At 61.9% G+C, this 12,173-nt stretch carries 12 protein-coding genes; all 12 read right to left on the bottom strand.

Annotated features, from left to right (window positions below; all coding sequences use genetic code 11):
* Positions 1-139: 139 nt before the first annotated feature.
* A complete protein-coding gene (locus ACCO56_RS11135; RefSeq protein WP_433640549.1) occupies positions 140-1,027 on the bottom strand; it encodes a cytochrome c oxidase assembly protein in 888 nt (295 codons plus the stop codon).
* The gene (locus ACCO56_RS11130; protein WP_433640548.1) at positions 1,024-1,365 is read right to left on the bottom strand and encodes a hypothetical protein; all 342 of its coding nucleotides are present in this window, start codon (positions 1,363-1,365) and stop codon (positions 1,024-1,026) included. The genes ACCO56_RS11135 and ACCO56_RS11130 overlap by 4 nt, the downstream gene beginning before the upstream one ends.
* Positions 1,365-1,973 (bottom strand): cytochrome c oxidase subunit 3, encoded by a 609-nt coding sequence (locus ACCO56_RS11125; RefSeq protein ID WP_433640546.1) that lies wholly within the window; start codon positions 1,971-1,973, stop codon positions 1,365-1,367. The genes ACCO56_RS11130 and ACCO56_RS11125 overlap by 1 nt, the downstream gene beginning before the upstream one ends.
* Positions 1,970-3,889, bottom strand: coding sequence for a cytochrome c oxidase subunit I (gene ctaD, locus ACCO56_RS11120; RefSeq protein ID WP_433640545.1), 1,920 nt, complete (start codon positions 3,887-3,889; stop codon positions 1,970-1,972). Before ctaD ends, ACCO56_RS11125 begins: the two co-directional genes overlap by 4 nt.
* Positions 3,886-4,899: a cytochrome c oxidase subunit II gene (gene coxB / locus ACCO56_RS11115; RefSeq protein ID WP_433640543.1), complete on the bottom strand. Its 1,014-nt coding sequence runs from the start codon at positions 4,897-4,899 to the stop codon at positions 3,886-3,888. The genes ctaD and coxB overlap by 4 nt, the downstream gene beginning before the upstream one ends.
* Positions 4,896-5,432: a c-type cytochrome gene (locus tag ACCO56_RS11110; RefSeq protein ID WP_433640541.1), complete on the bottom strand. Its 537-nt coding sequence runs from the start codon at positions 5,430-5,432 to the stop codon at positions 4,896-4,898. Before ACCO56_RS11110 ends, coxB begins: the two co-directional genes overlap by 4 nt.
* Entirely contained in the window at positions 5,429-6,271 is an 843-nt protein-coding gene (locus ACCO56_RS11105; protein WP_433640538.1) for a substrate-binding domain-containing protein, read from the bottom strand. The genes ACCO56_RS11110 and ACCO56_RS11105 overlap by 4 nt, the downstream gene beginning before the upstream one ends.
* Positions 6,252-7,994 (bottom strand): methanol/ethanol family PQQ-dependent dehydrogenase, encoded by a 1,743-nt coding sequence (locus ACCO56_RS11100; RefSeq protein WP_433640895.1) that lies wholly within the window; start codon positions 7,992-7,994, stop codon positions 6,252-6,254. Before ACCO56_RS11100 ends, ACCO56_RS11105 begins: the two co-directional genes overlap by 20 nt.
* 110 nt (positions 7,995-8,104) lie before the next feature.
* Positions 8,105-8,773 (bottom strand): GlcG/HbpS family heme-binding protein, encoded by a 669-nt coding sequence (locus ACCO56_RS11095; protein WP_433640537.1) that lies wholly within the window; start codon positions 8,771-8,773, stop codon positions 8,105-8,107.
* Positions 8,774-8,918: 145 nt separating this feature from the next.
* On the bottom strand, positions 8,919-10,676 hold the full coding sequence (locus tag ACCO56_RS11090) for a thiamine pyrophosphate-dependent enzyme (RefSeq protein ID WP_433640536.1): 1,758 nt from the start codon (positions 10,674-10,676) through the stop codon (positions 8,919-8,921).
* A gap of 125 nt (positions 10,677-10,801) precedes the next feature.
* Entirely contained in the window at positions 10,802-11,611 is an 810-nt protein-coding gene (locus ACCO56_RS11085; RefSeq protein WP_433640534.1) for a Crp/Fnr family transcriptional regulator, read from the bottom strand.
* Positions 11,595-11,756, bottom strand: a complete 162-nt coding sequence (locus ACCO56_RS11080) for a hypothetical protein (RefSeq protein ID WP_433640532.1) — start codon at positions 11,754-11,756, stop codon at positions 11,595-11,597. Before ACCO56_RS11080 ends, ACCO56_RS11085 begins: the two co-directional genes overlap by 17 nt.
* Between the last annotated feature and the right edge of the window lie 417 nt (positions 11,757-12,173).

Below are 12,173 nucleotides of genomic sequence, written 5' to 3'. Positions count from 1 at the left end.
TGTCATTCCCATTACGATTACGGTGACCGTTCGCATTTGCGTCTCCGGCCTGTCTCGAACTTATAAGCGAAGCGGACGTTCCCGCGATCTTTGCCTCTCTCCCGTGCCGGTCGGCGGGCAAATTCCACGAGGCTGTCAGTTATCGGAGCTCGCCCTGAGGTTGCTGTGACAGCAACCGGCGATCCCGGCTTCGGCCCGTCGCGGAAATCCACCGCTCGGCCAGCAGCAACGCGGCGGCACCGTAGACCAACCCGGCAGGCATCCACATGACCAGTCCCGCCAATTGCTGGTCTTCGAGTGCGCTCAAGCCCCATTGTTCGACTTCGAGGGGAGCGGACGGATACCAAAGGCGGGGCGACACGAAAAGAAGGACGCCAAGCAAGCCCGTGTGCAACGATGTCAGGAAGAGGTGCAGGACAGCAGTCCCTTGCGCTCGGGTCCTGGCGTTGCGCGGCAGGATCGTCCACCAGAACAGAAGTCCGGTGCCGAGGAAACTCGCATGCTGAGCATAATGCAGGGGGCCGCGCTCCAGTGCCGCTTCGAACAATATCGGCAGGTGCCAGAGCCAGATGGCGAGCCCATGCAGAACTGTTGCAACGGCAGGAAGGGTGAGGACAACCCAAGCCGATGAAATGAGGTGTGCGCGTGTCACGCGGGCCAGTGTCAGTCGCCAAGACTGGGGAAGTGCCCACAACATTTCGGCAATTGGCGCGGAGGCTGCCAGGAGAGGGGCGGAGACGACCATCATCATCTCGTGCTCGATCATATGGGCCGTGAACAAACGTTCGCTGAGTGCGTGGAGCGGTGTGACCAGCGCGATGGCCAGTGACAGCCAGCCGGCCCAGAATAGGCCGATGCGCGCCAGGTTCGTCGGGCGTCCGCGGCGGCTTCTTCGCCACAGCCGCTGCGCCCCTGCGCCATAAAGAAGCGCCGTCAGTGCCAGCGGCAGGGTTATCGGCAGCCCGATCGTCCATCCTGCCTGCGTGCTGGCTGAGCCGAAGCAGATCGATGGATCGAGCCAGTTCATCTTGTGCAACTGTCCAAGACGAGCGAGGCGGCGCCCTGCATCAGGATGACAAGCGCAAAGAGCAAGGCTGACAGGATACCGAGCAGAGCCAGGAAACGTTCGGTGCCGATCGTGCGGTCCGGTTGGGAGGATGCCCCTCCGAGGCGCAACGCCTGCCAGGACAGGCTGCCGCCGGCCGCGCAAATCAAGACAAGCGCCAGCGCCACGAGCGGGATGACCGGCAGGTCATGTGCACATTGCCAGGAGACGAGCGCATAGTTGAGCTGGGTCGACAGTGCCCAGGCGAGCGGGCCGGCCAGCAGCCCGGCCCAGGAAACACCTGTGCGAAGAGCTCGCATTATCCCATCCTCGGGGCCCAATAGATGAGGAAGTAGATCGGCAGCCAGGCAAGGACCACGAAGTCCCAATAGAAGACGTTGTCCTCGACGTCCGCGAAGCGCCTGCCGCTTCTGCCGTAGCGGGTGAACATGAGTACCGTCAGGACCAGCGTGTCGCCGACGTCGGTCAGCAGATGCGTCGTATGGAGGCCGAGCAGCACCCAAAGCATGGAGCCATAGGCATTCGCATCCCAGTAGACGTTGAGCGCGGGAAACTCGAACCAGCGGACGACCAGGGGCGCGATCCCGAGCAGGGACATCACGACCAGTCCTATGCGCACCGGCAACAATGCGCATTCCTTGGCATAGCGGTTCAGGACGTGATTGGGAACGATACTGACGACGAGCAACAGGGTGACGATCGTGCCGGGCCAATGGTTCGGAAGTGGCGCGTTCATTGGCCACTCCGGCGCGAGATAGGCGAGGTAGAGATAGGCACCGGCTGCCAGAGCGAAGCCGGTGCCTTCCAGTGCGATGAAGCCGAGGGTTCCCCACCAGGTGGGGCTGCGCGGACCGGACGCGAAGGTAGGCAATCCGGAAAGATCAAGAGTGGTGCGCTGCCGCGTCATTCGTCCTCCGGCTCTCCCTTGGGCCAGAACCATCCGATGAGGGCGACCGCGATTGGCGGGGCGCCCCATACAACGGCCCAGGGAGTGAAGATCGAATAGAGAAATGTTCCACCCACGGCGGCGGCCGCGAAAAGTGGCCAGATCGACGGCGCGGCCGATTTTTCCCGGACATCGGCATGTGCTTCCGCCACGGTGGAAATCACCAGTTCGCGCGCATCGACGCGAAGCCCGCTTGCAACGGAAAGGCCGTCTCGCTCTGCCCATAGCGGTTCGGCATGGCCGACGACCGGTATGCGCGCGAAGTTGTAGCTCGGAGGGGGAGAGGCGGTGGCCCACTCCAACGTACCGGCGGCCCAGGGATTGTCGCCGGCGAGTTCTCCGACAGTGGCGCTCCGCCCCAGGTTGAATGCGAACAGAACGAAGCTGAGGAAGAGTATGACAGCGCCCGTGGTGATGAATAGGTTGATGTCGCCCCAGCCTACATCGGCGGGATAGGTGTAGACCCGCCGAGGCATTCCCCACAGGCCGACGATGTGCATTGGGAAGAAGGCTGCATTGAAGCCGATGAAGGCCAGCCAGAAATGCCACTGGCCGAGGCGCTCGCTCATCCTTCGGCCGGTGATCTTGGGGAACCAGAAATAGGCGGCGCCCAGCATCGGGAACACCGAGCCGCCGATCAGCACATAGTGGAAATGAGCGACGACGAAATAGCTGTCGTGCACCTGCAGGTCGAGCGGAACGGAGGCCAGCATGACGCCGGTCAGGCCGCCGGCCACGAAAATGAAGAAGAAGCCGAGGACGAAGAGCAACGGCGTGCGGATGACAGGCCGACCACCCATCAAGGTGGCGAGCCAGCAGAAGATCTGCAGCCCGTTCGGGATGGCGATCAACATGCTCGACGCCGTGAAGAAACTCGCGCCGAGTTTGGGCAGCCCGGTCGCGAACATATGATGAACCCAGAGGCCGAAGGATAGGAAACCGACAGCGATGAGCGAAAGCACCAAAGCGAGATAGCCGAAGACCGGTCGGCGAGCGAAGGCAACTATGATGGAGGACACCATGCCGGTGGCGGGCAGAAAGATGATGTAGACCTCCGGATGACCGAAGAACCAGAACAGGTGCTGAAACAGAATGGCGTCGCCGCCTTCGGCGGGATTGAAGATATGAGTTCCGACGAGCCGGTCCAAGATCAAGAACGTCGAGGTGATCATCACTGCGGGCATTGCGAAGACGACCACGAAGGAGGTTACAAGCATGGCCCAGACGAAGAGCGGCATGCGATCGAGCGACATGCCGGGCGCGCGTTGCTTGAGGATGGTCACGATCGTGGCGACGGCCACGGCAAGGGAAGAGACTTCCGTATAGGTAATCATCTGGGCCCACACGTCGGACCGCTTGCCGGGGCTGAATTCGGGGCCCGAAAGCGGGACATAGGCAAACCAGCCGACGTCGGGTCCCATATTGAGGACGAAGGACACCCAGGCGAACACGCCGCCCGAGAGATAGACCCAATAGCTGAAGGCGTTGAGGCGGGGGAAGGCGATGTTGCGTGTTCCGACCATCAACGGCACGAGATAGATGCCGGCCGCCTGCACCATGGGCACGGCGAACAGGAACATCATGGTTACGCCGTGCATGGTGAAAAGTTGATTGTAGAGGTCCGGTCCTACCAGGCTGCGTTCCGGCCCGGACAACTGCAGCCTCATAACAACGGCACTCAGCCCACCGAGGCAGAGAAACATGAAGGCCGTTATGAAATAGCGTCGTGCGATGACCTTGTGGTCGACGCTCGACAGCGCCCCGATGACACCGCGTTTCGTCCGCCATGTTCGCGAAAGCTCGCTGTGGAGCGCGTCATCGGCGAGACCTGTATCGAGAACGCCGCCTGGTTCGGGAGCAAGATCGGCGCTGGTCATTTCAGCCTGTCCAAATAGGCCACGATCGAGCGTAGCTCGTCGCCGCCGAGGTCGACCACCGGCATGTGCGCTCCCGGCTTGATGCTCTGCGGATCCGTGATCCACGCGGCCAGGCTGGACTCGTCCATCGGCAAGGTGCCTGCCGCAAGCGTCGTTCGGCTGGAGACATGTGTGAGATTGGGCCCGACAATGCCGCCCGCAGTGGTGCCTCCGATCTTGTGGCACATGACACAGGGCCTGTTCATGAACAGGTCGTGGCCTGCCTGCTCCTCGCCGGAGGCGGGTTGAGGAGCAGGTTGAAGCTGATGTTCGAGCCAGGCGTCGAATTCCGCGCGCGGTTCGGCGATGATCACGATGCCCATGTGGGCATGTTGAAAACCGCAAAACTCCGCGCACTGACCGCGATAGACACCGGGCTTGTCTGCCCGGAGTTCGAGTACGTTCTCATGGCCGGGGATGAGATCGAGCTTGCCGGCAAGGCTTGGCACCCAGAAGGAATGGATGACGTCGGTTGAGGCGAGCACCAGCCGCACGGGTTCGCCTGAAGGGATGTGGATTTCATTGGCGGTTGTCAGCACTCTGCTGGGCTGCTCGTTTTCGTAACGGATCTCCCACCACCATTGGTGGCCCGTTATACGAATGGTGAGGGCCGCATCGGCGCCGATCCCGGCGAGCGTGCGGTTTGAGAAGTAGCTCAACAGCGTCAGGCCGATAAGAACGATCGCCGTCGCCCCGGTCGCGACGGTCACCCAGCCTGTCGCCCTGCGTTCCCGCGAGGCGTCCAGCGCCAACGGATCCGCGCGCGCCCGGTCTCGCCGGACGAGGGCTGTAATCATGACGCCAATGACCGCCAGCCAGATCACGGCGCTCAATGCCGTGAAGAACCAGATGAGCCTAAAGAGCTCGGCGGAAGCCGGCCCCATGGGTTCGAGAGCCGATTGGGTGGCCCCCGATGCTGGAGCACATCCCTGAAAAGCGGCAACGCAAACGATTGTCAAGAAGCGTCTCATGGGGATTTGCCGAGCGTCGACGCATTCGGCATGCGGTTTTCCGACGGTCGCGCCATCATATCGTCGTTCCGGCTGGGAGATGCCGCGGAGGGCGCATTGCCGCCGAGCGAGCGGACATAGGCGGCGATCTCCCACATCTGGTCGTCGGGGATCTTGCCGGAAAATGTCGGCATGCCGTTCGGGCGGCCGTCCCGAATGCTGGCGTGGATGCTTTCTATAGCGCCTCCATAAATCCATTTGTCGTCCATCAGCGCCGGGCCCATGCCGCCGCCGCCATTTGCGTGGCAGCCCGAACAATTGAACCAGCTGAACAGCCGCTTGCCTTCGCTGAGGTGGAAGGCATTCGCCTCGAACGCCCGCGGCTTTACGCTCCAGAAGGCGGGCCGTTGCCCGCCCGGCGCCAAAGTCGTGAGCGGGACGGGTGTCTGGCCATCGCCAAGGGATGACTGAGGGCGCGTTTCCCGTTCCTCCCGCTGGCACGCTACGACTTGAAGCGCGACAAATAGAAGGGCCAGGAAGAGCTGAATTTTCATCTTTGCGCCCTTCGCTCGATCGTGAGGCGAGGTACGCCGTAAGTGGAAAGGATTGCGTCTATTTCCGTCCGGCGCTTGGCGAGAGCAGTTTCGATTTCCCCTCGCAAGGCGTCCTCCCCACGACGCACGCCCATCGAAATATCGAACGCCATCGAAGGGGAGGGCCCGTCATGGGCGGGCGAAACGAGCGTCGTCCGCAGGGGAACCGTTTGTCGTTCCGCGAAGTACCCCGCCAGAGGCCCCCATACGATCGCCACATCGATTTCTCCGCGGGCGACAGCCTCGATGATCCGCGCGGGCGGATTAGGCAGCGAGTAGTCGCCATAGACCGGGTAGCCCTTGAGGTGGCCGACGATCCCGCGCCGGCCGAGAGCTTCGACCGGAGGAGGGTTCGCGCCGTCGTCGCCGATGAGCTGGACACCGATGCGCAGTTGCCGCAGGCGAGGGTCGTCGAACGACGCTATGTCCGGCTCGTCCCACCGTGTCACGAACACATAGGAAGAGCGATAGTAGGGGGCTGTTGTGCGCAACATCTCCAGGTCGGTCGGCGTCCCGGGGACCACATCGCATAAACCAGCCTTGAGCGTGTTGCGGATGAAGCCGCGGCGCTGCGCCCACCAGACATAGGTCACTTTGGCGTCGAGCTCGCGAGCGACAAGCTCGACGATCTTGTTCTCGAAGCCTTCCCCTCGCTCGTTTGAGAAAGGCAGGTTGTTCGGGTCCGCGCAGATTTTGAGCTCGCGGGCTTCGGCGGTCGCTGCGAGCACCAGCGCGCTTGCGGCGGCCACCCATCGAACCCACGCGCCGGACCGGGATTTGTCAGGGCAGCCGGAATACATAGAGTGAACCTCCGGCTGCAGTGACGTCCTTCAAGTCCTTCATCGCGTTGGCGAAACCCAATGCGGCGGTTGCGTCCCGCGGATCGAGATCTCCGGTCACGACCGCCCCGGCCCAGCCTCCGACCCCGGCAAGGACCGCGACATATTGATGGCCGTCCGGACCACGATAGGTGATCGGCTGCCCGATGATTCCGGACGACGTCTTGAATTGCCAAAGGAGCTTGCCTGTGCGCGCGCTGATCGCCTTGAACCAGCCTTCCATGGTTCCGTAGAAGACCACGTCGCCCGCCGTCACGAGCGCGCCGCTCCACACAGGGAAGTTCTCCTTCAGGCTCCAGACGGGCTTCGCCGCGGCAATGTCCCAGGCCGTGAAAGCGCCTCGATGGCCGCCCGGACCGGGGATCATGCGCACGTTCATGCCGACATAGGGCGTGCCGGCGATGTAGTTCACCTCTGTACCCTCTGCATCCATGCACAGATTGTTGTGGGGAATGTAGAGAAGGCCCGTTCGCGGAGAGAAAGCGGAGGGCTGCCAGTCCTTGAGCCCCGAGGCGGTGGGGCAGATGTCGCGCACAACCTTTCCGGTGCTGGTCGCCTTCTCGGAATTCACGATCAGCAGGCCGGTCTTGAGATCGACACCGTTGCTGGAGTTGACCGGCCCGAAAGGCTCGGCCGAGAGAACCTCACCTGTGGTGCGGTCGAGGACATAGACGTAGCCGTTGCGCTCGGGCCGGACGAGCACCTTTCGTGGCTGTCCGTTCCAGGTCATGTCTAGCAGGATCTGCTCATTGATGCCGTCGTAATCGTGAAGGTCGTGAGGGGTCCATTGATAGAACCACTTGGCCTGCCCGGTATCCGGATCGCGGGCGAAGATGCCGGCCGTCCACTTGTTGTCTCCGGGACGCAGATCGGGGTTCCACGGACCGGGATTGCCGGTGCCGTGATAGATCAGGTTGAGCTCGGGATCGTAGGAAATCCATCCCCACATATTGCCGCCACCGATTTGCCAAGCGTCCGGTGGCCAGGTGGTCACGCCCAGATCCTTGCCGCGGTCCTGCTGGTAGAAAGGTTTGAAGTCGGGGCCGATCAGCACGTCCGCGTCAGGGCCGGTACTGTAGGCGGTCCAGACAACATGGCCGTCTCCTGCATCGAGGGCCTTGATCCAGCCTCGGACTCCCAGCTCTCCGCCCGAGTTCCCGACGAGCACCTTGCCTTTGACGACGAGCGGCGCCATCGTGACGGTCTCGCCGATGTTGATGTTGCCGATCTTCGTGTTCCAGACCTGCTGGCCGGTCTCGGCGTCGACCGCGATCGCGTGGCCGTCCAGTGTGTTGAAGTAGATACGTCCCGCGAAGAAAGCAGCACCTCGATTGACGACGTCACAACAGGCGACCCCCTGGGAAGCTGGTTCGGGCCTCGGCTCGAACCTCCACTTCATCGGTGCGCCCGGCTTGGACAGGTCGAGCGCATAGAGAATGTTCGGGTATGGCGTGACGACATACATGGTCTGGCCGACGACGAGGGGGGCGGCTTCGTGCCCCTTGTTGATGCCGGTCGAGAAGGTGAAGACCACCTGAAGTTTGCCGACATTCTCCTGCGTGATCTCGGTAAGTTCGCTATAGCGGGTCGATGCATAATTCTTGGCAGGCATCGTCCATTGGCCGTCGTCGGGCGGCGCGGCTGCCATGGGGGGCGAGATTTCCGGCGTGGCCTCCTGAGCCATCACCGCGGGAATAGGCGCGAGTAAAAGCAGCGCGAGATAACAGGCCCGACGAAGCGCCTTCGGGAGAACGACGCCGGGTGTAAGCGCCGCGCCAGGCAGGGTCAGCGCCTTCATTTCGGCAGCGCGCCTCCCACGCCGGCGCCGAGCTCGGCAGCCACGTCTGCCTCTGTTCCCGCGCATTTCGGATGGCCCCAACCGGAAGCGCTTTTCCCGCCCGGATCCAGGTCGTATACGATGGCATCCTTCGCTAGAGGATTGATCCCGGCCGGAACCTTGTCGAGCCCGAGGGCCCGGCGGACGCGCCACGCGACGTTGTGATCGGCGCAGGAAGAGTCGCCGCTTATGCCCAGCCCTCCAACAATGCCGGTATCGTCGTAGAGTGCGAGACCTCCGCCGAACGCTACAACACCTCCGATCGGCGCTCCGAGCAGTGGATCGTCCGGTGTTCCGAAGGCGCTTGGGTCGCCGGCGAAGACCACGGCCTGGTTAGGTGGATTGGTGTTCTCCAGGCCGAAAAGCGGCCCTCCTGCCTGTACCGGCGCATAAAGATTGCCGGTGGAAAGAGCCATCTGATCGACGCTGAGACCGTTGGCTGTGTTGGCTTTTTCCGCTGCAACCAATCTGCTGCCCGGCCATTGCGCATCCATTGTCGGCCCGCTGAAGGCCACGGCGCAGACGATGCCGGTCCGGTCGACCACCGCTGCCCATTCGTTCGTATCGAAGCCGCCATTGGCTGGCCCGCCACTGGCCTTCACGCTTGCGCGAAGGGCTTCCAGCAACTTGGCATGCTGCACAGGGCAAGCGGTCTGGGCTGCTGCCGATCCGCTCGAAAATACCGGAAGAAGCAAGACAAGAAACAAGAACCGCTGCATGGCGAGAAGTACCGAATTTCCCGCCCGAACCCGCGATGATAATCTTTGTTCCTTATTTCGAGCTCATCATCGACCGGAGCGGTTCCTCGGCGATGTTCTTCCTGATCTCTTCCTGGCCAGGAGTGTCGGCCAGGGCCCTCCGGAAATTTTCCGCGTAGTCCCGCGGCATCTTCGGAGGCATCATCGGCTCATAACGGTCGACGACTGCCTCGATCACCACCGGCCCTTCGGTCGCGAAGGCTTCATCGATTACTGCGCCCACCTCTTCCGGACGAGATACGCTGTAGCCGATCCCGCCCATCGCTTCGGCCGCGAGGGCGAAGTCGATGGGCTGCAATTCGCAGGCGAATTGCGGATTGCCAAGAAACATCATCTGTTCCCAGGCGATTTGGTTGAGCATGTTGTTCTTGAGCACCAAAACCTTCAACGGTATCCCGTACCGGACGGCCGTGGAGAATTCGCCGAGCTGCATGGCAAAGCCGCCGTCACCGACCACGGCGAACACCGGTCTGCCGGGGAATGCGATGCCGGCTGCGATCGCGTAGGGTAGTCCACATGCCATGGAGGCGAGGGCACCCGACACCGAGAAGTCCTGGCCGTTCCTTATGTCGATGTGGCGTGCGGCCATTTCCGTGTTCTGGCCTGAATCCGTCGCCAGGATGGCATTGGCCGGCATTCTGTCGCCGAACGCCCTGACTACCACCTGCGGCTTCAGGGGAACGTCGGGCTTGGTTTCGGAGATCGCCATCATATCGCGCCAGCGGCGCATGCCTTTCTGCGCCTGTTCGAGGAAGCTGCGATCGCTCTTGCGGGCGAGTTTTTCGTTGAGCAGGCGCAACGATTGGACCGCGTCTCCCACGAGGCCGGCCTCGACCGGATACCGCAAGCCAATTCGCTGGGCATCCCGGTCGATCTGGACGCCACGCGCTTTTCCGGGCTCGGGATAGTATTCGATGTAAGGGAATGTAGAGCCGACGATGAGCAAGGCGTCGCATTGCTGCAGGGCTTGTTGGGAAGGCTCGGTCCCCAATATCCCGATGCCGCCCGTGCCATGGGGATGGTCGTCCGGCAAAACCGCCTTGCCGAGCAGGGCCTTGGCGACGGGAGCGGCGAGAAGATCCGCCGCGCGCTCGAGTTCGGCCCGAGCCGTCAGCGCGCCGCGACCAGCCAGGATGGCCACTTTGGCCGCCTGGTTGAGGATCTCGGCGGCCCTTTCGACTTGGGCTGGATCCGGCAGGTCGTTGCCGTGGAACCATCGGTCCGGCGTATGGGCCGGACGGTTGCGCTTGGAACGTTTGGCCTGCTGAAGATCCTGTTCCTGCACGTCGCTCGCGATGGATAGATGCGCAACGCCGCGGCTCGCCAAGGCCGAACGGCAGGCAAGGCTGGCGAGATTTTCCATGTGGGCGGCGTCCGAGACCTGTGCATTGAAAGCTGCGACGTCGATGAAAGCCCGTGTCAGGTCCACGTCCTGCTGCGTGAAAGTTTCGATCAGGTCGTGGAATTGCATGCCGGTGATCGCGAGCACCGGGGCCTGATCGAGCTTTGCGTCATAAAGGCCCGTGAGCAGATGGGTGCCTCCAGGTCCCGATGTAGCGAGGCAGACACCCAGCCGTCCTGTCCATTTCGCATAGGCGCAGGCCATGAAAGCCGCCGATTCCTCATGCCGCACCTGGACGAACCGGATGCGGTCCTGCCTGGTGCGCAAGGCTTCCATGATGCCGTTTATGCCGTCGCCCGGCAGACCGAACACGACATCGACGTTCCAGGCGATGAGAGTTTCGACGAGAATATCGGCTGCGTTGGGCATGGGGCACCTCCTGCTGCCCAACCTCCTTGGTAGACGGAGGTTCCAACGCAGCTTGCTAGAGGCGTTGGCCACTCAACTTATATTCGCTGAAGCTGGCGATCGGTGCGACAGTCGGGTCCGCGGGCTCAACTTGAAAACGTGGGGCGATGATTGTCGAGGTGAAGGTAATCGCAATTGAAAAGCGCTTCGCGTTCCAAGGCTTCCAGGTTGTCGATCCTCAAGATACCGTTCCGGAGCGATACCAGCCCGTTGCGCCGAAGGTCCTGCAAGGTCCGATTGACATGAACGCTGGATAGGCCAAGCGTGTCTCCCAAGGCAGTCTGAGTGAGAGGGAAGCGGCAACTCAGTCCCCTGGTCTGTCCGATCGCGCGAAACCTATGGAACAGCTCGCAAAACAGATGGGCCATGCGTTCGTAGGCCGTTCGCTGTCCCGTATTGACCACCCACTCCCTGGTTATGGCCTCGTCCAGGAGGGTCGACCACCACAAGGCGCGTGTCAGATTGGGAAACTCATCGGTGAACCGAAGAATACGAGCCGGCGCGATTATAGCCACTTTTGAAGGAACGAGGGCGGCAATCGAATGGTCCATTCGGTTGATCAGGAAGACGTGGAGATCGCAAAGGTCGCCCGGCAGCAGATAGGCGAGAATTTGACGCCTCCCGTCTTCAAGAAACTTGAACCGGCAGGCAAACCCTTCAAGGAGAAGATTGACGCCGCTGACCTTCTCCCCCCTGGACGCGATTTCGTCGTTTGCTTGCAGCGATATCGTTTTAGTCGTGGCATCGGCGATCGCTCTCTGCTCTTCGAGCGAGAGCTTGGTGTAAATCGACAGCTTTCGGATGAGAGGATGATCGGGCACTTCGATGCCAAGATTGCCGCCAAGCGTTTGGGAAAGTGCCTTGCCGCTCATGACTGTGCTAACTGGACGGGTCAAGCGTATCCCCTTCGAGTTCGATGACCGAGGAGAGGTTACGCAGCCCTTTGACAAGCGCGACCACTGTGAGCTTCACCGAAACAGCGCCCACTCCGTCGTGGGGAGTGGCAGCGTGGATGGCGAGTTGCAGGTCGTCTGCCGACATATATGTCCTCCTGCCAGCCAGAGGCTTTTGCAGAGACTTTGAAGCGACCTACGACACTGAGCAGAGGTTTCGAGTAGTCTTGTGAAACTAAATCTGGAACCTTAAGGCATGTCGTCCTGCCCTTCAGGTCGGCCTTCCGCTCCTGAACGCATGTAGTTCGCCGTACGTTCCATATGTCGCGCTGAAAATTACTGTGGCTCTTGGGTGTTTGTGCCGCCGGTCGTGGTTCCATCGGGGTCGGCGGTTTGGGACTCGCCTCCCGTTCCGGTCTGAGGAGTCGGATCTCTGTCGACCGGCGTGTCCTGGCCAGGTGCTTCAGGAGTGGGCGACGACGCCTCTTGTTCGCTACAAGCGGCTATGCCGAACGCTATTAGAGCCATCGACAGCAGTACCTTCGTGTTCATGGCAGGCCTCCCC

Source organism: Mesorhizobium sp. 1B3, assembly GCF_050958605.1.
GTDB lineage: Bacteria > Pseudomonadota > Alphaproteobacteria > Rhizobiales > Rhizobiaceae.
Note: the sequence above shows the minus strand (reverse complement) of the source record. Positions and strands in the feature narration are given on the sequence as shown.